The sequence below is a fragment of the Bradyrhizobium macuxiense genome (assembly GCF_001542415.1).
GTDB lineage: Bacteria > Pseudomonadota > Alphaproteobacteria > Rhizobiales > Xanthobacteraceae > Bradyrhizobium > Bradyrhizobium macuxiense.
On record NZ_LNCU01000099.1, the window covers coordinates 18,346 to 37,731 of the forward strand.

Consider the following 19,386-nt stretch of genomic DNA (forward strand, 5'->3'; position numbering starts at 1 on the left):
TCGATTGGCAACCAGCGTCGCCGTCAAGCGTAGCCCGGATGGAGCCAACGGGTCGCGCGAACGCGCGCCCGATGACAGGCTCCGCGCAATCCGGGGCCGGTTGCGCAAGTTGATAAAGCTGTCCCGGATTTCGCTTCGCTCCATCCGGGCTGCAAACGCAGCTACTTCCCAGCGAGGTCCCGAACGTGCTGGATAATTCCGGAAAAGTCGACCCCGCCATGGCCGGTTGCGTCGAAGGTCTTATAGATCTCCTGCGCATGCTGGCCGAGCGGCGTCGCCGCGCCGGCGGACCGCGCCGCGTCCTGTGCCAGGGTCAGGTCCTTCAGCATCAGACTGGTGGCGAAACCCGGCTTGTAGTCGTTGTTCGCCGGCGAGGTCGGCACCGGGCCGGGAACCGGGCAATAGGTGGTCAGCGACCAGCACTGCCCCGACGAGGTCGAGGCGACGTCGAACAGCGCCTGGTGCGACAGGCCGAGCTTCTCGGCCAGCGCAAAGGCCTCGCCGACCGCGATCATGGAGATCCCGAGGATCATGTTGTTGCAGATCTTGGCCGCCTGCCCCGCACCGGCGGCGCCGCAATGCACGATCTTCTTGCCCATGTTTTCCAGCACGGGCTTTGCCGCCGCGAACGCCTTGTCCGCGCCGCCGCACATGAAGGTCAGCGTCGCGCCCTTGGCGCCGCCGGTGCCGCCGGAGACCGGCGCATCGACCGAGGCCATGCCATGCTTGGCCGCCAGCGCATGGGCCTGCTTGGCGCTTTCGACGTCGATGGTCGAGCAATCGATGATCAGCGTGCCCTTGGCCATCACGGGAAGAATGTCGGTCCAGACGCCGAGCACATGCTTACCGGCCGGCAGCATGGTGATGACAACCTCTGCGCCCTTCACGGCCGCCGCTCCGCTGTCGGCGATCGCGGCGCCATCCGTCTTGGCCTGCTCGCGGGACGTTGCGACAAGGTCGAACGCGGTGACCTTGTGGCCGGCCTTGACCAGATTGGCCGCCATCGGCCCGCCCATATTGCCGAGCCCAATGAATGCGACGTTTGCCATGGAAGTTCCTCCGCTTGCGACGTTTCTATTTGCTGTCAGGAAATGTCAGTTCGTCGGCGCCTATCTCGACGAAGTAGCGCGCGACCATCTCCGGCGTCACGTCCTCGATCCGGGCGGGCTGCCATTTCGGATTGCGGTCCTTGTCGATCACGGCGGCGCGCACGCCCTCGCGGAAATCGTCGCTGGCGAACACTTCAAGCGCGGCGCGATATTCGCGCACCAGACACTCCTCCAGCGTCGCCGTCGCCCGCCCGAGCCGCAGCAGCTTCAGTGTCACCACCATGCCGCGGGGCGATTTCTCGCCAAGCGTCTTCAAGGTGCCCAGCGCAAGGTCAGACCCGTCAGCCTGCAGCGCGGCAACGATATCTTCCATCCGGCCGCGTGCGAACCAGCCGTCGATCTTGGCCTGCAGCGCGGCCACCGGGCCTGCCTTCTCGCCGGTCGCGAAGCCTGCAATCAGCCGGTCGATCTGGGCCGAGCTCGCACCGGGCGCAACCTTGGTCAGCGCCTCGCGCAGCGTCGGGAGCTTAGCGCTCGGCACCACCGCGTCGGCAAATTTTGAATAGATTGCGTCCGGACCGTTCATCGTGGTGCCGGTGAGACCAAAATAGGTGCCGAGCTCGCCCGGGGTGCGCGACAGCAGATAGGTGCCGCCGACGTCAGGGAAGAAGCCGAGGCCGACCTCGGGCATCGCAAGCTTGGTCTTCTCCGTCACCACGCGATGGCGGCCGTGCGCGGAGAGCCCGACGCCGCCGCCCATCACGAGGCCATCCATGAAGGCGACATAGGGCTTCGGATACTTCGCGATCCGCGCATTCATGATGTATTCCTGGCGCCAGAAGACCTTGCCGAGGTCTCCCTTCACCTTCGAGCTCTCCCAGAGCCCGCGGATATCACCGCCGGCGCACAGCCCGCGCTCGCCGGCACCTTCCAGCAGCACGACAGCGACATCGGGATCGTTCTCGAACCGATCCAGCGCCGCATCGACGCCCTGAGACATCTCCAGGCTCAGGGCATTGATCGCCTTGGGCCGGTTGAGCCGGATCACGCCCAGCGCCCCTTCCCGGCGGACGATCAGATCGCCGTCCGCAGCCGCCGCATCATTCATCGCGCGCCCTCGATCAACTTGCGCGACACGATCAGCCGCATGATTTCATTGGTGCCTTCGAGGATCTGGTGCACGCGCAGGTCGCGCACGATCTTCTCGACGCCGTATTCGCTGAGGTAGCCGTAACCGCCGTGCAGTTGCAGCGCCTGGTTGGCGACCTCGAAGCCGACATCGGTGCCGAAGCGCTTGGCCATCGCGCAGAGCATGGACGCGTCGGGATCCTTGCGGTCGAGCGCAGCCGCGGCGCGCCACAGGAAGGTGCGTGCGGCTTCCAGCTCGGTCGCCATGTCGGCGATCCTGAATTGCAGCGCCTGGAATTCATCGAGGCGCTTACCGAACGCCTTGCGGTCCTTCATGTAGGCCAGCGCCTTGTCGAGCGCCGCCTGCGCGCCGCCGAGCGAACACGCCGCGATGTTGAGGCGGCCGCCGTCGAGGCCGGCCATCGCGATCTTGAAGCCGATGCCCTCGTCGCCGAGCCGGTTCTCGACCGGCACCCGGGCATTCTCGAACATGACGGCGCGGGTCGGCTGCGCATTCCAGCCCATCTTGCGCTCATTGGCACCCAACGACACGCCGGGCGTCTTGCCGTCGATGACAAGCGTCGAGACGCCGCCGGGACCATCGCCGCCGGTGCGCACCATCGCAACCAAAAGGTCGGTGCCGCCGGCGCCGGAAATGAACTGCTTCTGGCCGTTGAGCACGTAATGATCGCCGTCGCGCACCGCGCGGGTGCGCAGTGCAGCGGCGTCCGAACCTGCGCCCGGCTCGGTCAGGCAATAGCTCGCCAGATACTCCATGGTGCAGAGCTTCGGCAGCCATTTGTGGCGCTGGGCGTCGTTGCCATAGGCATCGATCATCCAGGACGCCATGTTGTGGATCGAGATGAAGGCCGACGTGGTGGGGCAACCGGTCGCCAGCGCCTCGAAGATCAGTGCCGCGTCGAAGCGGGTCATCGCGGACCCGCCGACGTCATCCTTGATGTAGATGCCGCCGATGCCGAGGCCTGCGGCCTCGCGCATCACGTCGACAGGAAAATGCTTCTTCTCGTCCCATTCGAGCGCGTGCGGCGCGATCTTCTCCGCCGCAAACGCCAGCGCCATGTCGCGAACCGCGATCTGGTCCTCGTTGAGAGCGAACTGCATCTCACTGCCCCCGCAGGCTGAGGTCACCTCTCCCCACCGGGGAGAGGTCGATTTGCGCAGCAAATCGGGTGAGGGGGTACCCTTCCAACGAGAGATCGTGACCCCTCACCCGGCGCTTCGCGCCGACCTCTCCCAAAGGGAGAGGTGATTTCCCGATGCTGCTGAAGTTCACTGCAGTCTCGCGTTACTTCATCGTCGGGATCGAGAACTCCGCACCCTCCTTGACGCCGGACGGCCAACGCGAGGTTACCGTCTTGGTCTTGGTATAGAAGCGGATCGAGTCCGGACCGTGCTGATTGAGATCGCCGAAGCCCGACTTCTTCCAGCCGCCGAAGGTGTAATAAGCGATCGGCACCGGGATCGGGACGTTGATGCCAACCATGCCGACATTCACCTTGGCCGCGAAGTCGCGCGCCGCGTCGCCGTCGCGGGTGAAGATCGCGACGCCGTTGCCGTAGTCATGATCCGACGGCAGCGCCAGCGCCTCGTTGTAGTCGTGGGCGCGCACCACCGAGAGCACCGGGCCGAAAATCTCTTCCTTGTAGATCCGCATGTCCTTGGTGACGTTGTCGAACAGCGAACCGCCCAGATAGAAGCCCTTCTCGTAGCCCTGCATCTTGAAGCCGCGGCCGTCGACCGCGAGCGTCGCGCCTTCCTTGACGCCGATGTCGATGTAGCTCTTGACCTTCTCGACCGCCTCGCGCGTCACCAGCGGGCCGTAATCGGCCGACGGATCGACCGAGGTGCCGATCTTGAGCGACTCGACGCGCGGGATCAGCTTTTCCATCAGACGGTCGGCGGTGGTCTTGCCGACGGGGACGGCAACCGAGACCGCCATGCAGCGCTCGCCGCCCGAGCCGTAGCCGGCGCCGATCAGCGCGTCGACTGTCTGGTCCATGTCGGCATCGGGCATCACGATGGCGTGGTTCTTGGCGCCACCGAAGCACTGGCAGCGCTTACCGGTCTGCGCCGCGCGCGTGTAGATGTATTCCGCGATGGCCGTCGAACCGACGAAGCCGATCGCCTTGATATCAGGATCGTCGAGGATGGCGTCGACCGCCTCCTTGTCACCGTTGACGACGTTGAGAATGCCGGCCGGCAGCCCCGCCTCGATCATCAGCTCGGCGAGGTGCATCGGCACGCCGGGATCGCGCTCGGACGGCTTCAGGATGAACGCGTTGCCGCAGGCGATCGCCGGCGCGAACTTCCACATCGGGATCATGGCCGGGAAGTTGAACGGCGTGATGCCGGCGACCACTCCGAGGGGTTGACGCAGCGAGTAGATGTCGATGCCGGGGCCGGCGCCTTCGGTGTATTCGCCCTTCATCAAATGCGGAATGCCGCAGGCGAACTCGACCACTTCGAGGCCGCGCTGAATGTCGCCCTTGGCGTCGGGAACGGTCTTGCCGTGCTCGCGCGCCAAAAGCTCAGCGAGCTTGTCGTAGTCGCGCTGCACCAGTTCCAGGAATTTCATCATCACGCGCCCGCGGCGCTGCGGATTGGTCGCCGCCCACGCCGGCTGTGCGGCCTTGGCATTCTCGACGGCTGCGCGAACCTCGGCCTTGGAGGCCAGCGCCACCTTGGCCTGGACCTCGCCGGTCATCGGTTCGAAAACGTCAGCCGTGCGGCCCGACGTGCCCTTGACCTCCTTGCCACCGATGAAATGTCCGATTGAACGCATGGATAACCTCCCTCTGAGGACCTGAATCGCCTGCCTGCCGGCGAGATCGCTTTACAAAACCTATTGACCCTGCATTTTATAGGATTCAAGTCCGATAAATTGCACCATAGATGTGCGGAAATGCTGGATCAAGGCGGCGCCACGATCGACTGGGACGACTTCCGTTTCGTGCTGGCCATCGTGCGCGGCGGATCGGTTTCGGCTGCCGCCAAGCAGCTCGGCGTCGATCATGCCACAGTGATCCGCCGTGTCGACCGGCTGGAACGTCACCTCTCCGCAAAACTGTTTGATCGCCGCAAGACCGGCTACCTGCTCACCGAGGCCGGCCAGCGCGTCGCCGACAGCGCGGAGGCGATGGAATCCACCATTGTCGCCAATCAGGAGGCGGTCGGCGGCTCGCGCGCGCACCTCACCGGCACGGTGCGGATCGGCGCGCCCGACGGGTTCGGCAGCCACTTCCTGGCTTCGCGGCTGGTGAAGTTCACCGAGCGGTACCCCGATCTCGATTTGCAACTCGTCGCGACGGCCCGCCTGTTCTCGCTCTCCAAGCGCGAGGCCGACATCGCGATCAGCCTGACCATGCCCAAGGAAGGCCGGATCGTCGGCCGCAAGCTGCTCGACTACACGCTCGGGCTATATGCCGCACCCGCCTATCTCGCGCAGGCGCCGAAGATCGCCGCACGGGCCGATCTGCCGCAGCACCGCTTCGTCGGCTACATCGAGGAGCTGCTGTTTACGCCGGAGCTGGACTATCTGCCGCAGGTCTCGTCGAAGATCTCGGCCAAGTTCCGCAGCGCCAACCTGATCGCCCAGCTCAACGCGACGATCGCGGGCTTCGGCATCGCCGTGCTGCCGCACTTCATGGCATCAGCGCATCCGGAATTGCAGGCCGTGCTGCCGGACGAGGTGCGGATATCCCGCACCTTCTGGCTCCTGATGCACGCCGACAGCAAGGACCTCGCCCGCATCCGCGCGGTGGCCGACTACATCTACGAGACGGTAGAGGCCGAGCGCGCGCTGTTCAGCGGGCCGTGATGCGGATTGCTCTCAATCCGTCATCCTGAGAAGGCCGCAACGCGGCCGTCTCGAAGGATACACGGGTGCCCGCCGCCCTTCGAGACGCACGCAATGCGCACTCCCCAGGGTGACGGATTTAGAGTCGAGCGCGCCGCTCGAAGCTTAATTCACCTTTGCCTTCTTGGCCGGCCCTTTCGCCGCCGCGGCGCGGCCGAGCACCGCCTCGCGGCCGGCGGCGAGGACCTCGTCGGAGAGCTCGCCATTGCCCGCGACGCGCGACATCACGATGGTGCCCATCATCGTCGCCAGCGTCGCCATCGCCTGCTTGCGCGCGGTCTTGCGCGGCACGTCGGGGATCTGGTCGGCAATCATGTCGATCATCTGCTCGAGCTTGAGCGCGAACGCCTTGCGGGTCTTCGGGCTCTCGCGCGCAATTTCAGCGCCGAGCGCCGGGATGGCGCAGCCGTGGCCGGGATCGTCGCGATGGACCTGCGTCAGATAGCCATCGACGATCGTCGCAAGCCGCTTCTCGGGCGGCATCTCGGCGACGATCTTGCGCCAGCGTTCGGTGCCACGGTCCATCGCATGGTTGAAGGCCTCGATCACCAGCGCCTCGCGCGAATCGAAATGCGCATAGAAGCCGCCATGGGTCAGCCCGGCGTCCTTCATCAGGTCGGCGACGCCGATCCCGTGCGCACCCTTCTCGCGCAGCCGGACCGATGCCTTCCGCACGATCCGCGCATGGGTTTCCTGCTTGTGTTCCTTCGAATAGCGCATACCGATCTCATGGAATGTTTCCAATCATATAATAGCAGATTTGCGCCGGAAAAGCTGTAGTTATTTCGTCTTTGCAGCCTCCCCGATCATCGAGAAGGTCGCGGTCGCGTGCACTGCGAGATTGCCCCTGCCGTCGCGGACGAAGCTTTCGGCGTAGCTGGTCTGCCGGCCGAGCTTGATGACCTTGCCCTCGGCGGAAATGGTTCCTGAGCGGACCGACAGCGGGCGCAGATAAGTCAGCTTGAGGTCTGATGTCACCGACGTCTGGCCCGCCGGCAGCATGGTCGAGATCGCGCAGCCCATGGCGGTATCGAGCAGCGCCGCCGCGGTCGCGCCGTGCATCAGGCCGATGGTGTTCTCCAGGCTTTCATGCGGGTCGAGTTCCATCACGATCCGCCCCGGTTCGACCGCGCTCATGCGGAAACCGCTTCGCCATCGGCGGCGGTGGCAGCTTTCCGTCGCGGAGCGCAAGCATGGCCTCCATGCCCGACATCGCAACCGCGGCCTTCGCAGCCGGCCCCGGCGCCTGCCATTCCACGATGCGCACACGCATCAAATCGGACGAAAACAGGTCGATCGTATCGGCCGACGTCATGACGGCTCCGATTATATTATGAATATAACTCTATAAGCGCTGCCCCTCGCCGCGCAGCCCGTCACCGCGTCCCTTGACAGGACCATGCTTTGTCCGGGAAGTGGCGCGATCAATTCCTGTTGCGAGACCATCACCATGGACATGCTCAATCCCCATTGCGGTATCGACCGCGACTCCAGAGGCGTCGTCCGCCTGACGATCTGCAACGCCGGCAAGCTGAACATCGTGAGCTCGGCCGTGACCAATGGTGTGCGCGAAGGCTTCGAGCATCTCTCAGCCGACCGCAGCATCCGCGCGGTGATCCTCGCCGGCGAAAGCGAGCGGAGCATGATCGGCGGCGCCGACATCAAGGAGATGGCGAAGCTCGATCAGAAGAGCGCCGAGCAGTTCATCAGCCGGCTGCGCGATCTCTGCGAAGCCGTGCGCAAGTTTCCGGCGCCCGTCATCGCCCGCCTGCCCGGCTGGTGCCTCGGCGGCGGGCTCGAGGTCGCGGCCGCGTGCGACGTCCGTGTCGCGGCGCATGACGCGATGTTCGGCATGCCCGAGGTGCGCGTCGGCATCCCCTCGGTGATCCACGCCGCATTGCTGCCGCGCCTGATCGGCTGGGGCCGCGCACGCTGGCTGATGATGACCGCGGAGAACATCGATGCTCCGACCGCACTCGCCTGGGGCCTCGTCGACACGATCGCAAAACCCGGCGGCCTCAACGATGCCGTAGAGCACACCGTGAAGGCGCTGCTGGAATGCGGCCCCGAAGCGCTGCGCATCCAGAAGGACCTGTTGCGGCAATGGGAAGAGCTGCCGCTGACGGAGTCGGTGAACCTCAGCGTCGGCATGTTCGGGAAGTCATTCCTCACCGGCGAGCCGCAGCGGCTGCTGCAGGGATTTCTGGATCGCAAACGGTAGTTTTCCGATGCGTCGTAGCCCTCACCTTGCATTCGCCGGCGCATGCACCGGCCAGAGGTCGGCGCGCCAGTGCAGCGCGATCGCCAGCATCGCGATGAAGCCGGCGGCGGCGAGCAGCGTGCCGGTCGCGGTGTAGCCGATCAGGTCGATCAGGCTGCCTGCCGCCAACAGGCCGAGCGGCAGGCCGTAAATCACCATCATGCGCACGCCCATCACACGACCGCGCAGATGGACGCTGGCGTTCCGCATCAGGATCACCGCGGCCGAGATCATCGACATGCTCTGCGCGATGCCGGCCAGCACGAGGCAGGCCATCGCCACCGGCATGGTCCTGAGCTCCACGAACACGAGCAGCATCGCGTACCAGGCGAGCGTCGCACCGATCAGAAGCCGAGCGATGCGCACGCCGCCGGCCATGCTGAGCGTGATCGAGCCGATCAGCGAGCCGACCGCGAAGCTCGCCGAGAGATAGCCGAGGCCGGTCTGATCGGTGTGGAAGATGTCGCGCGCAACGTAGGGCAGCAATCCGTTGGTCAGCGGAAACGCGGTGAGATTGGCAAGGAACGCGACGCAGAGCGCGGCGCGCATGCCCGGACCACTCCAGGCATAGACGATGCCCTCCTTCAGGTCGCGCAGCAGCGCCGCCCCCGGAGGATCCTTCGCCGGACGATCGACGGTGCCGTGTGCGATCACCGGACGCGTCATGCAGAGCATCAGGATGGCGGCAACAAAATAGAAGCAAGCGATCCCGACATAGACGAAGCCGATGCCGAGCGCAGCAAACAGGCTGGCTCCCGTCAACGCGCCGGCAATGCGCGCGCTGTCCTGTGTCGTGCGCGCCAGGCTGATGGCGCCGACCAGTCGCTCCGGCGGCATGATGTCGGCGAGCAGCGCGCCGCGCACGCCGAGGTCCGACGGGCGGATCAGGCCCATGATCGCGACGATGATCATGACGTTCAGCGGCGCCAGGTGGCCGGTCAGCGCCAGCGTCATGATGGTGCCGGACAGCGCGGTATAGGCGAAGCGCATCACGGCAAGCAGATCGCGATGCCCCATGCGATCGCCGACCATGCCGACCACAGGCGCGATCAGCGTCCCGACATATTGCAGCGAGGCGAGCACGGTCAGCAGCAGCACCGAGCCAGTCTCGACCATGATGTACCAGCCGAGCACCAGCGTCTCGACCTCGAACGCCCAGGAGGTGAGCAGGTCGGACGGCCATTGAAAGCGATAGCTGCGGATGCGGAATGGCGCGAGCGCGGATGTCCGCGTGCCCTTGCTCAAGACGCGATGACGCGTGTCACGGCGTGCCCTGCCCTTTTCTTGTTCGTTGTCGTTCTTGTTTGTTTTGGGAAAACTTCCCGTTTCGGCAGCGTAACGCTGGCGATGTGCGAGTCAATCGAATCCACCGCATGCGATCCATGCCGGAGTGTAGCCACGATATGCCGCATCGCGCCTAGTTTCGTCCGGCCGGATCGGCCGAGGCGACCTGCCTGATCGCATCGATCAGGACGGCGTTGAAACCGTCGGGGTCTTCGATCTGCGGAATATGCCCGACATCCTTCATCACCGTCAGTGACGCCGATGGGATCAGCGTCCGCAGATCGTTCGCCTGGGCCAGCGGTGTGACGTCGTCACGGTCGCCCCAGATCATCGCAACCGGCACCCTGATCTTCGACACCGCCGCTCGCGACGAGCTCAACGCTGCGTGGTCGGAGCCCGTGAAGTACAGCAGCCAGTCTGCGATGTGGGATGCCGTGCCGGCGACGCGCATCGGCGCTTTCAGGATCTCGAGCGTCTCGCCGCTCGCCGCCTGCTTGCGATAGATCAGCTGCGACAGCAGGAAACGCGTCGCAAGCGGATTGGTCGCGGTCGCCGAGACCAGCAGCTCGCGCACCGGACCATAGTCGAGCACCGCAGGCGGATCGGACGGTGGTTGCGTCAGGCCGAGCGCCGCATCGACGAGAACGAGCCCGATCGTAAGCTCGGGATGCCGGAGCACATATTCGAGCGCGGCGCCGGCGCCGAAGGAATGACCGACGATGACGGCGCGCCCTGCGCCCAGCGTTCGCAGCACTCCATCGATGCGGGCCGCCTGCTCGGCGCGGGTGTAACCACCACGCCGCTCGGAATAGCCGAAGGGCGGAAGGTCGGGAGCGATCGGCCGGTAGCCGTCAGCCTTCAGCGCGGCCGTCGTCCGCCACCACAGCTTGCTCCAGGCCGCCGTGCCGTGAAAGAGAACGACCGGCGTGCCGTCGGAGGGTCCCGGATCCATCACGAAGATGCGGCCGTGACCGCTGTCGACGAACTTGCCGTCAGCGGGCGCTGCGGCGGCAGCGCTTTCAGTTTCCCTCAAATCCGCCGCCAATCGCAGCGCGCCCAGGCCCACGACCACAACGCCGACAAGACAGGCGACCACAACCGCGGCACCGACTGCGATCCGTCCTATCCACCGCGTCATCGCCGGCCACACCCGGCGGTCAGCACCGGCCAGACCAGCCACGCGCCGTGTTGATAGAGCGATTTGACGGTGTCGTCGTCGGCGGTACGCATCGCGAGGAAGCCGCGGCCGGATGCCAGCAGATCACCGTCGACGCCGGCAAGCCGGCCGGGATCGCCGAACGCAACGACCACCGTGGGTGTCACGACCAGCGCGGCCGCCGCCATCCCGACGAACCAGATGACGAGGACCACGGCCGCACCGCCGGCAAAGCGGACAACGCGGCGACGTACCTCAGTAATCGTAGGCATGCTCGAACCTGGCCCCGTGCGCCTCGACGGCGGCCGGGAGCGCGGCCACCGCGGCGACCTCGGTATCGTACCCTACTCTGCGCCATCCCGGCATCGACTGCACGTCGGTTTGGAAGATCGGTTTTGCACCGCTCGGGGGCGGCAATTCACCCGCTGGAACCAGCAGCGTGGTCAGGATCCTGGTATTGCCGGCGATCTCGCCGAACGACAGCCCCCTGGCGCCGATCTTTCTGACGATGTTGGTGAACTCGCGGTAGCGCGGCGTGATCATCAGCACGCCCTGCCGCCCGTCGCTTGCGCGCACCTCGCGCACGACGCGGATCCGACTATCGACCGGCAACGCCTCGGGCGACGGCACCATCACGACGCTGCCGATCTCGAGATCGGCGGGCGACAGGCCGGCGAGCGCCCCGATGGCTTTCGCGTAGAGCGACTTGATGCCGTATTGCAGCGACAGCGAGAAGCGCCGCTCGACCGAGCGCAACGACAGCTCGAACGCCACGTCGTGCCAGAGCGCCGACAGCTTGTCGGCGAACGGATAACGGTACCACGGCGTCTGCTCCAGGAATTTCGCGTAGTCGTCGAGCAGCGTCTGGTTGAACTCGTCCTCCTTGGTGCGCTTGGGACCGCGCCAGGCCACGGTGAGCGCGCCGATCGTGCGCTCATAGAGCCCCTGGATAGCCATCTCCGCCGTGAAGCTCGACCCGATGATGTAATCGGTGACCATCTGGTCCTCGGAGGCGGGCCGATCAGCCGACGTGGAGCGCCGCGCGCCGCACAGGCTGGACCAGAATCCCCTGATGCTGCGGTAGTAGCCGAACGATGATTCCGAGGACGCGCGGGTGACGCCAGCGAGATCGGCATAGGCGTAGACGATGTACCACTCCGGATAGGTCAGGAAGCTGTCGCCTTCCGCGCGCGCATATTTGGGGTCGCCGATCCCGAAACTGGCCGCTGCGACCGATGCGGAGCTTTCGGGCGTGCAGACAAACTGGATGTAGCCGATCTGCGAAGCGCAGAACGCGACGAACACGAGAATGGCCGCGCCGATGACGGCCGCGATCCGCCGGAGCCATTTCATGCAAAGCGCCTCTGCGCGGAAAATCCGGTCACGATCCCGAAGGCGCCGAGCGCAAGATGCGGCACGCTCGAGGCAACCTTCACATAGGTCGAGGTCGAGCGGATGCCGTCGATGAAGATGCTGAGGTCGAGATAGCCGGAGCCGGTGAAGACGCCCATCACACCGTCTAGGAAGTAAAGCACGCCGAACACCCGCAGGAAGAAAATCGACGCCGAGCGCGACATCAACGCGGCCGAGAATGCCCACAGCGCCGAGACCAGATGCAGCGCATCCTTGTAGATGTCGAGATGGAACAGGCCGAACACCCGTCCCTCCGAGTCGATGAATGCCGGGATGTAGTCGGTCGCAGCCGCAAACAGCAACGCGGCTCCGAGCAGCGCGGCGGCCAGACGAGAACGATCCATTGTTCTGCGCTCCCTTAAGCGAAATAGCTGTCCCACATCATGTTGCGGAACACGAGCGAGGGGTCGATCCGGCGCTTGGCGGCGACGAATTCCTCCGTGCGCGGATAGATCGTGCGCACATGGTCGCGCCGCGCATGCAGGCGGTAAGGCAGATAGAATGCGCCGCCCAGATCCTTCACACCCTCGATCAGCGTCTCGGTCATCCGCATCATGTCGGCCTCGCCTTCGGGACTGATCTCCTGCGAGAACGACATCACCGCCGCGATCCGCTTTTGCGGCGCATAGGCCAGCACCGCAACGGGATCGGCATCGACATAGCGCAAGGTGACATTGAGGAATTCGGCCTTCGCCTTCGGAATAACGGCCCGGCACAGATCGACGAACCCGGTGAAGCTATCAGGCGGAACGAAATATTCGTGCAGAATATCGGTCCGCGTCGCATCGCCGGACGCCAGATTGACCACCGGCTCGACCATCAGCGTGTTGCGCGTGGCAGCGCCGGTGATCGACGGACCGACGGAAGCCTCCATAAACCAGCGAAAATCCTTGGCCCATTCGCGGCCGGTTTGCAGCCGGTAGACATCGCGCGAGAAGCCGGTCAGTGCGCCGTGATCAACCACGGCGGGAAGCGGCGACGGCTGGGTGGCGGCCTGCCGATAGGTGATCAGCAGGGCCTCGTCGAACAGGTTCTCGCGCGCCACCGACAGCCGGCCGTAAGCCATGTGCACCGCCGGATCGTTCTCGACGGCGTGCAGGAAGGCATCGGCGAACTGCGACGGCTTCGTCCGGGCATAGGTCGGCTCCATCAGCGCGTTGGGCACCATGTCGAGCTCGAGATCGACGATCGCGCCCATCAGGCCGTAGCCGCCCATCGCCAACGCGAACAGCTCGGGCTCCCTGGTGCGCGAGCATTCGACCAGTTGCCCGTCGGCCAGCACGATCTGTACCGATCGCACAGTCGAGCCGAACGGACCAAAGCGCGTCGGCCAGCCGTGCGAATTGACGCAGAACGTCGAGCCGACGCCGAAGTCGCTGTTCGATTGCATCACCGCCGGCGAGAAGCCCTGGGCATCGAGTGCGCGGATCACCTCGAACCAGCGCATCCCTGCCCCGACCCGATAGGTCATGTTGGCGCGATCGGTGTCGATGTGCCCGCCGGTCAGCGTGATCGCGACGCCGTCCTTCGGGATCGACTGGCCGCCCATCGAATGGCGCGCCACGCCGATCGCGAAGGGACGCCCTTCCGACTTGGCGGCGGCGATCTCCTGTCTGATGCGGCCGGCGATGTCGTCGGTCGGCGCCGCCTTCAACGCGATGTGCCGCGCCACCGCTGTCGGGTTCAGCCGGCTCGCGTCATTGATGATGGGCCTGGGAGAGAACTCGGCATGGACCGGCATCCCCGGCACCAGCGCGGCAGCAAGTCCCCCTTTGAGAACGGATCGTCGCGATAGTGTCAAATGAAAATCCTCAAACGAGTCGGGCGGTAAATATATCAGAAAGACCGCCGACACGACGAGCCACGCGATACCGTTCCTCCTCCGGATTCTGTCCGGTCAACTCCCTCCTGCAACCTTCAATTGAAGGCCGGTTGGATCGTCGGTTAATGCCAGCTCAGCGGCTCTGTCACACTTGTAGGTGAGATGCCGATCGCGGCGCGAGGCGGGATTCAATCACAAAGGTTTGAGTCCGCGGCATCAGCACAAATCCATATTGCCTGCGTTACAACGTGAACTCGCGTTATATGCAGCGAGAGACAGCGGCGTAAACCGAGCCCGTGGTCCAGGTCCGATCGACCGCGCACGAGAAAAACAAGAGAGGCAAAATGCCGTCAAACGAGCGCGTGAAGATAAATCTTCCTTCAGCTGTCCTGGTGCTGGCGATCGCCGCAATGGGCGCCCCCGGCGTCGCCGCCGCCGCAGAATGCCAAAGCCAGGACACCGGCATCACCCTTTCGCCCGGCTTCTGTGCCACGGTCTTTGCCGACAATCTCGGACATGTCCGTCACCTCGCAGTCAGCAGCGACAACGTCGTCTATGCCAACACCTGGAGCGGCCGCTACTATCACAACGACACCCCGCCGCCCGGCGGCTTCCTGCTTGCGCTGAAGGACACGACGGGCAGCGGCAAGGCCGACGTCGTCAAGCGCTTTGGCCCGGACAAGGCCGCTGGCGCCGCCGGCGGCACCGGCATCGTGCTCTACAACGGCGGGCTCTACGCCGAATTGAACGACAAGATCGTCCGCTATGCGCGCGCAGCCGGCGATGTCGCACCGGCCGGCCAGGCGCGGACGGTGTTGTCGGGCCTGCCGCTGACCGGCGACCACCCGATGCACCCGTTCATCATCGATGCCAAGGGCAATTTGTTCGTCGACCTGGGATCCGCCACCAACGCCTGCCAGGCGAATAACCGCATGCCGCTGTCGCCCGGTCACAAACCCTGCACCGAGCTGGAGACGCGCGGTGGTACCTGGCGCTACGATGCCAACAAGACCGGCCAGACCTTCTCGGCCTCCGAGCGCTACGCGACGGGCATTCGCAATGGCGAAGGCTTCGGGATCGACAAGGCCGGACGGCTCTATGTCACCCAGCACGGCCGCGATCAGCTGTCGCAGAACTGGCCCAAGCTCTACACGGTCGATCAGGGCGTAGAGCTGCCGGCCGAGGAGCTGCTTGAGCTGAAGCAAGGCGGCGATTACGGCTGGCCGGAATGCTACTACGACCAGGTTCAGAATAAGCTGGTGCTGGCGCCGGAGTATGGCGGTGACGGCGGCAAGACGGTCGGAGCTTGTGCGAGCAAGCAGGCGCCGGTCGCCGCCTTCCCCGGCCATCTGGCTCCCAACGATCTGCTGATCTACACCGGCACCCAGTTTCCCGGGCCGTATCGCGACGGCGCCTTCATCGCCTTTCACGGCTCGTGGAATCGCGCGCCGCGCGACCAGGCCGGTTACAACGTGGTGTTCCAGCCGTTGTCCGACGGCAAAGCCGCGAACCATTACGTGGTGTTCGCGGACGGCTTCGCCGGTGCGCACATGGATCCCGGCCGCGCCGCCTTTCGGCCGAGCGGCCTTGCCATGGGTCCGGACGGCGCACTCTACATCGGTGATGACGTCCACGGCCGGATCTGGCGTGTGACGTATCATGGCGATGCGGCGACCGCGCAGGTGGCTGCCGCGCCGGCGCCCGCCGCGGCATCGGGTCCAGGCGGCGGGGCCGTGCCACCGGAAGGCACCCACGCCGACGCGGGTCGCACCACGCCCGATCTTCCAGTGCCTCCGGGCGCGACCAAGGATCAGGTCGCGCTGGGCGACCGCATCTTCCACGGCGAGGCCAGCAACGGCACCTGCGCCGGATGTCACGGGTCCGATGCCAAGGGGACGCCGGTCGGCCCCGATCTCGCTTCCGGCGTTTGGAATTTCGGCGACGGCAGCCTCGCAGCGATTACCAAGACCGTGACCGAAGGCGTGCCCCGCCCGCGTAACTATACCGGAGCAATGCCTCCCAAGGGTGGCGCCGAACTGTCGGATTCCGACACGGCTGCGGTGGCCGCTTACGTCTGGGCGATCAGCCACGCCAAGTGAGAGCGACGAGGACGCGCTGTCACAGCCGGAGAACAAATACCGTAGCGCCCGATGCTTCGCTGATCCTCGGCAGCGGCAGCAAGCCGGGGGTCTACCGCACCGGGGGCGATCCTAGAGCATGATCCGGACCCGAAGGGCCGCGTTAGCGCAAAGTGTGAAGCGGTTTTCCCTCGCGACAAACGCGGAACGCGTTTGCGCGGAGATCATGCTCAAACAAGAATCTAAAGCGCGATGACGATTCAACCTGATCTCATCGCGCTTTGGGCGTCGACCTCGCCAAGCATCAGATCGACCGTATGCGCTGCGATCACGCGAAGCTTGCTCTCGTCACCGAAGGCGCGTTCGATCAAGGCCAACCCGCGTGTCACGGTGGCGATGTGCAGGGCTGAGATTTCGGGCGCTCCGTTGAACTCGCCTCGCGCGGCGCCTTCGGACAGAGCGTCCTGAAGCAGGCCGGTGATGCGTGTCATCAGATCCGCGAAGGCCTTCCGCGCGTTCTCGTCCAGCCCTTCGCCTTCGGCCGGCCCCAGCTCCATCAATCCCCGCGTGGTGGGACATCCGCGCGGCGGCGAGCCGGCGCACATGTTCTCGATCGTGACATCGAAGAACGCGTCGAGGCGCTGCCGCAAACTCCCAGCGCTCAGCGCTTTTTGGATCGCGGCGAGATATTCACTCGCATAGCGCTCGTAGGCGGAGAGAAACAGTGCCTCCTTGCTGCCGAAGGCGTTGTAGAGGCTGCCGCGCTGGACGCCGGCATCGCGCGCGATATCCGAGAGCGACGTTCCACGCACACCTTTGCGCCAGAATTGGTCAAACGCGATGCGCAGGACATCGTCGTGGTCAAACTCGCGCGGTCTCAACCTTCTCTCCCCTCCAGCCTCTGAAGCGCGTTGGACGACGGCAAATATTATTTGACATACTGTCAAGAATATGTTTTTGACATGATGTCAAAAACGCGCGTTGTCAATTGAGTGCGCCGAAAGGACTCGCGATGCCCTTCGTTCATGTCTCGCTGCGCGCCGGAAAGCCTGCGACCTATCGCGAGGCAATCCTCGACAACCTTTACCGTGCAATGCGCGAAACGCTCGACGTTCCCGAAGGCGACGAGTTCATGACGATCAGCGAGCATGACGCAACGAACTTCCGCTACGGAAACGCCTATGGCGTCGAGCGCAGTGCCGATACCGTCTATATTCAGATCACCGTATTCAGCTCCCGCACCGCGGAACAGAAGAAGGCGCTGTTCGGCCGGATTGCCGGGTTGCTCGGCGAGACCCCCGGCATCCGGCCGGAGGACATCTTTATCGTTGTCCTCGACGCCGCCAGGGAAAACTGGTCCGTCGGTCACGGCGTCCAATTCGCGAACACACCACACGTTGGCATCTCCACGTCAGCGCTTTAACGTCCGCGAAGCATGCTGGTCGCATGAACGTCAGTCAGCCGAGCGGAGCAGGACAATCGCGCCATGAAGCTATACTTCGCGCCCGGCACGATCTCGCTGATGCCTCATGTCGCCCTGCTCGAGAGCGGGCTTTCCTTTGTCGCCGTGAGGGTCGATGAAGCCAGCAAGACGATGGCGGATGGTGAGGACTACCGCGCCATAAATCCACTGGGCTACATACCTGCCTTGGTGCTCGATGACGACTGCGTGCTTCTCGAGGCCGCGGCGATCGTCCAGTACATCGCGGACCGCGCTCCGGCGGCAAGCCTTGCTCCACCAAACGGAACCATCGCCCGGGCGCGACTTCAGGCCTGGCTGAACTTTCTCTCCAGCGAGCTGCACAAGGAAGGTCTTGGCCCGCTCTTTTACACGCCACTGGACGAGCGAGCGAAGGATGTTTTCCGAGAACGATTGCGGGCGCGCTTCGCCTTTGTCGACCAGCATTTGTCGACGCGTCAGTATCTGTTGGGCGAGGACTACTCGATTGCCGACATCGGCTTGTATGCGATGACAGGCTGGACGCCTCGTGTCGGCTTTGATGCTAGCGCCTACCCGAACCTGGTCGCGCATCATGCCCGGATCGCCGCTCGCGACGCCGTACGGGAAGTTCATCGGATCGAGGGGCCTGTCCCGGCCTGACCTCCGGATGGCGAGAAGACACGGCCCCGTCTCGCCAAAATGTGGTAGTCTGCCTGTCTCGAAATCACGGAGGAATGTCATGAACGCCTTCGAGGTTTTTGCGATCTACGTGACGCCCTTTGTGATCATCGGGGTGGCGATCAAGCTCCTCATGAAGCGCTACGCCATCGATCTGCCCGATGTCAAAAAGCAAGCCGGCCCTGCGCCGAAGCGAAGATTTCTGCTCGGAATCTGGCGTACGGACTAAGCCAGTTCATTTTTGAGCTAGTCTGAGCGCAGTTCGTGAAATTCACGATCATTGAGTTGCCCGACGGGTCAAGGTCCCGTCCGGAAGTTGGTTGGAATTGAGGGTGGCGTAGTCTCCGGGGTGATCAAACCTCGAATCAGCCGGCGCTGGAACGCCGGATCGGAGACCACGCCATGATCAGCGATATCACGAAGACGGATGTGCCGCAGGATAGCGGAGAGACGGCTCCCCAGCTTTTCGACGGTTGGTTTGATCCGATCGAGGGAGCGGTACGGGAACGGATACGAGAGTTTATCGAGGAATTGATCCGGGACGAACTGGACACGCTGCTTGCGCGAGCGCACTACAAACACAAGAAGGCTGGCCAGGAGGAAGCCTCCGGCGCCGTCACAGGCCACCGGCACGGCAGCCGAACGCGGTCGCTGACCGGCAGCTTCGGCCCCGTCGAGATCGCGGTACCGCGTGCCCGGCTGGATAGCCCCGATGGCACGACGAGGGAGTGGAAGAGCCATCGGCTACGGGCCTACCAGCGGCGTACGTTGGCGGCCGATGCATTAATCGCCAATGTTTACTTGTCCGGCACCAACACGCGCCGTGTCCGCCGGGCGCTGGGCGTGCTGTTCGCGGGCAGCGTCGGCAAGGACACGGTGAGCCGGGTCTGGCGCAAGGTGAAGAGCAACTGGGACGCCTGGAATGCCCGCTCGCTGGCTGAGGAGCCGATCGTGCGGCTGATCCTCGACGGCACCGTGGTCCGGGTTCGGCTCGACCGCAAGGCGACCGCGATCTCGCTGCTTGTCGTGATCGGGGTTCGCGCGGATGGCCAGAAGATATTGCTGTCGATCAAGAGTATGGGCGGCGAGAGCACCGCAGCCTGGCGGGCCGTGCTCGACGATCTCGTCCGTCGTGATCTGCGGCGGCCCGAGTTCCTCATCGTCGATGGCGCGGTGGGGCTTGAGGCCGCGATCGCGGCC

Annotated in this window: 19 protein-coding genes and 1 pseudogene; 7 read left to right on the top strand and 13 right to left on the bottom strand. The window is 64.7% G+C overall.

All coding sequences use genetic code 11. From position 1 onward, the window contains the following. Positions 1 to 161: 161 nt before the first annotated feature. The 4 genes from mmsB to AS156_RS30080 form a co-directional block, all read right to left on the bottom strand. Complete coding sequence (gene mmsB / locus AS156_RS30065; RefSeq protein WP_066512435.1) at positions 162 to 1,049, bottom strand: 3-hydroxyisobutyrate dehydrogenase; 888 nt, start codon at positions 1,047 to 1,049, stop codon at positions 162 to 164. A gap of 25 nt (positions 1,050 to 1,074) precedes the next feature. Next, positions 1,075 to 2,157, bottom strand: a complete 1,083-nt coding sequence (locus AS156_RS30070) for an enoyl-CoA hydratase/isomerase family protein (protein ID WP_066512437.1) — start codon at positions 2,155 to 2,157, stop codon at positions 1,075 to 1,077. Next, on the bottom strand, positions 2,154 to 3,299 hold the full coding sequence (locus AS156_RS30075) for an isobutyryl-CoA dehydrogenase (protein WP_066512476.1): 1,146 nt from the start codon (positions 3,297 to 3,299) through the stop codon (positions 2,154 to 2,156). Before AS156_RS30075 ends, AS156_RS30070 begins: the two co-directional genes overlap by 4 nt. Before the next feature lie 184 nt (positions 3,300 to 3,483). Then, positions 3,484 to 4,980, bottom strand: a complete 1,497-nt coding sequence (locus AS156_RS30080) for a CoA-acylating methylmalonate-semialdehyde dehydrogenase (RefSeq protein WP_066512439.1) — start codon at positions 4,978 to 4,980, stop codon at positions 3,484 to 3,486. Positions 4,981 to 5,100: 120 nt separating this feature from the next. Here AS156_RS30080 and AS156_RS30085 point away from each other — a divergent pair, with 120 nt between their 5' ends. Continuing rightward, positions 5,101 to 6,015 (top strand): LysR family transcriptional regulator, encoded by a 915-nt coding sequence (locus AS156_RS30085; protein ID WP_066512443.1) that lies wholly within the window; start codon positions 5,101 to 5,103, stop codon positions 6,013 to 6,015. A gap of 144 nt (positions 6,016 to 6,159) precedes the next feature. Here the strand turns inward: AS156_RS30085 and AS156_RS30090 are convergent, their stop codons facing one another. Both AS156_RS30090 and AS156_RS30095 read right to left on the bottom strand, forming a co-directional pair. Beyond that, positions 6,160 to 6,774 carry a TetR/AcrR family transcriptional regulator gene (locus AS156_RS30090; RefSeq protein WP_066512445.1) on the bottom strand — a complete coding sequence of 205 codons (615 nt, stop codon included), beginning with the start codon at positions 6,772 to 6,774 and terminating at the stop codon, positions 6,160 to 6,162. Positions 6,775 to 6,834: 60 nt separating this feature from the next. Next, positions 6,835 to 7,369: pseudogene (locus AS156_RS30095) on the bottom strand (PaaI family thioesterase). A gap of 135 nt (positions 7,370 to 7,504) precedes the next feature. On the opposite strand from AS156_RS30095, the gene AS156_RS30100 reads away from it, so the two are divergent. Further along, positions 7,505 to 8,275: an enoyl-CoA hydratase gene (locus AS156_RS30100; protein ID WP_066512446.1), complete on the top strand. Its 771-nt coding sequence runs from the start codon at positions 7,505 to 7,507 to the stop codon at positions 8,273 to 8,275. Positions 8,276 to 8,296: 21 nt separating this feature from the next. Here the strand turns inward: AS156_RS30100 and AS156_RS30105 are convergent, their stop codons facing one another. The 6 genes from AS156_RS30105 to AS156_RS30130 form a co-directional block, all read right to left on the bottom strand. Continuing rightward, complete coding sequence (locus AS156_RS30105) at positions 8,297 to 9,559, bottom strand: MFS transporter (RefSeq protein WP_066512448.1); 1,263 nt, start codon at positions 9,557 to 9,559, stop codon at positions 8,297 to 8,299. 172 nt (positions 9,560 to 9,731) lie between these two features. Beyond that, positions 9,732 to 10,736, bottom strand: a complete 1,005-nt coding sequence (locus tag AS156_RS30110) for an alpha/beta fold hydrolase (protein ID WP_136626504.1) — start codon at positions 10,734 to 10,736, stop codon at positions 9,732 to 9,734. Then, on the bottom strand, positions 10,733 to 11,026 hold the full coding sequence (locus AS156_RS30115; RefSeq protein ID WP_066512454.1) for a hypothetical protein: 294 nt from the start codon (positions 11,024 to 11,026) through the stop codon (positions 10,733 to 10,735). The genes AS156_RS30110 and AS156_RS30115 overlap by 4 nt, the downstream gene beginning before the upstream one ends. After that, positions 11,010 to 12,107: a hypothetical protein gene (locus AS156_RS30120; protein WP_066512456.1), complete on the bottom strand. Its 1,098-nt coding sequence runs from the start codon at positions 12,105 to 12,107 to the stop codon at positions 11,010 to 11,012. The genes AS156_RS30115 and AS156_RS30120 overlap by 17 nt, the downstream gene beginning before the upstream one ends. Then, positions 12,104 to 12,511, bottom strand: a complete 408-nt coding sequence (locus AS156_RS30125) for a DUF4383 domain-containing protein (RefSeq protein ID WP_066512459.1) — start codon at positions 12,509 to 12,511, stop codon at positions 12,104 to 12,106. The genes AS156_RS30120 and AS156_RS30125 overlap by 4 nt, the downstream gene beginning before the upstream one ends. A gap of 14 nt (positions 12,512 to 12,525) precedes the next feature. Continuing rightward, positions 12,526 to 13,908, bottom strand: a complete 1,383-nt coding sequence (locus AS156_RS30130; protein ID WP_066512461.1) for an FAD-binding oxidoreductase — start codon at positions 13,906 to 13,908, stop codon at positions 12,526 to 12,528. Between the two features lie 425 nt (positions 13,909 to 14,333). Between AS156_RS30130 and AS156_RS30135 the strand changes: the two genes are divergently transcribed. Further along, positions 14,334 to 16,088, top strand: coding sequence for a PQQ-dependent sugar dehydrogenase (locus AS156_RS30135; protein WP_066512463.1), 1,755 nt, complete (start codon positions 14,334 to 14,336; stop codon positions 16,086 to 16,088). A gap of 239 nt (positions 16,089 to 16,327) precedes the next feature. Here the strand turns inward: AS156_RS30135 and AS156_RS30140 are convergent, their stop codons facing one another. Next, on the bottom strand, positions 16,328 to 16,948 hold the full coding sequence (locus AS156_RS30140; RefSeq protein ID WP_066512464.1) for a TetR/AcrR family transcriptional regulator: 621 nt from the start codon (positions 16,946 to 16,948) through the stop codon (positions 16,328 to 16,330). A gap of 131 nt (positions 16,949 to 17,079) precedes the next feature. Here AS156_RS30140 and AS156_RS30145 point away from each other — a divergent pair, with 131 nt between their 5' ends. The 4 genes from AS156_RS30145 to AS156_RS30155 all read left to right on the top strand — a co-directional run. Continuing rightward, on the top strand, positions 17,080 to 17,490 hold the full coding sequence (locus AS156_RS30145; RefSeq protein WP_066512466.1) for a tautomerase family protein: 411 nt from the start codon (positions 17,080 to 17,082) through the stop codon (positions 17,488 to 17,490). A gap of 63 nt (positions 17,491 to 17,553) precedes the next feature. Next, on the top strand, positions 17,554 to 18,168 hold the full coding sequence (locus AS156_RS30150) for a glutathione binding-like protein (protein WP_066512468.1): 615 nt from the start codon (positions 17,554 to 17,556) through the stop codon (positions 18,166 to 18,168). Between the two features lie 79 nt (positions 18,169 to 18,247). Further along, positions 18,248 to 18,415, top strand: a complete 168-nt coding sequence (locus AS156_RS43550; RefSeq protein ID WP_201456124.1) for a hypothetical protein — start codon at positions 18,248 to 18,250, stop codon at positions 18,413 to 18,415. A 173-nt stretch (positions 18,416 to 18,588) separates the two neighbouring features. After that, positions 18,589 to 19,386 (top strand): transposase (locus tag AS156_RS30155; RefSeq protein ID WP_201456125.1); only part of this gene is annotated, 798 nt, incomplete at its 3' end.

Excerpts from the sequence above, each read along its gene's own strand:
- AS156_RS30085 (WP_066512443.1), top strand. The coding sequence starts at position 5,101 with ATGCTGGATCAAGGCGGCGCCACGATCGACTGGGACGACTTCCGTTTC.
- AS156_RS30125 (WP_066512459.1), bottom strand. The coding sequence starts at position 12,511 with ATGGATCGTTCTCGTCTGGCCGCCGCGCTGCTCGGAGCCGCGTTGCTG.
- mmsB (WP_066512435.1), bottom strand. The coding sequence starts at position 1,049 with ATGGCAAACGTCGCATTCATTGGGCTCGGCAATATGGGCGGGCCGATG.
- AS156_RS30150 (WP_066512468.1), top strand. The coding sequence starts at position 17,554 with ATGAAGCTATACTTCGCGCCCGGCACGATCTCGCTGATGCCTCATGTC.
- AS156_RS30130 (WP_066512461.1), bottom strand. The coding sequence starts at position 13,908 with ATGCCGGTCCATGCCGAGTTCTCTCCCAGGCCCATCATCAATGACGCG.
- AS156_RS30090 (WP_066512445.1), bottom strand. The coding sequence starts at position 6,774 with ATGCGCTATTCGAAGGAACACAAGCAGGAAACCCATGCGCGGATCGTG.
- AS156_RS30120 (WP_066512456.1), bottom strand. The coding sequence starts at position 12,107 with ATGAAATGGCTCCGGCGGATCGCGGCCGTCATCGGCGCGGCCATTCTC.
- AS156_RS43550 (WP_201456124.1), top strand. The coding sequence starts at position 18,248 with ATGAACGCCTTCGAGGTTTTTGCGATCTACGTGACGCCCTTTGTGATC.
- AS156_RS30115 (WP_066512454.1), bottom strand. The coding sequence starts at position 11,026 with ATGCCTACGATTACTGAGGTACGTCGCCGCGTTGTCCGCTTTGCCGGC.
- AS156_RS30135 (WP_066512463.1), top strand. The coding sequence starts at position 14,334 with ATGCCGTCAAACGAGCGCGTGAAGATAAATCTTCCTTCAGCTGTCCTG.
- AS156_RS30075 (WP_066512476.1), bottom strand. The coding sequence starts at position 3,299 with ATGCAGTTCGCTCTCAACGAGGACCAGATCGCGGTTCGCGACATGGCG.
- AS156_RS30145 (WP_066512466.1), top strand. The coding sequence starts at position 17,080 with ATGCCCTTCGTTCATGTCTCGCTGCGCGCCGGAAAGCCTGCGACCTAT.
- AS156_RS30070 (WP_066512437.1), bottom strand. The coding sequence starts at position 2,157 with ATGAATGATGCGGCGGCTGCGGACGGCGATCTGATCGTCCGCCGGGAA.
- AS156_RS30110 (WP_136626504.1), bottom strand. The coding sequence starts at position 10,736 with ATGACGCGGTGGATAGGACGGATCGCAGTCGGTGCCGCGGTTGTGGTC.
- AS156_RS30100 (WP_066512446.1), top strand. The coding sequence starts at position 7,505 with ATGGACATGCTCAATCCCCATTGCGGTATCGACCGCGACTCCAGAGGC.
- AS156_RS30080 (WP_066512439.1), bottom strand. The coding sequence starts at position 4,980 with ATGCGTTCAATCGGACATTTCATCGGTGGCAAGGAGGTCAAGGGCACG.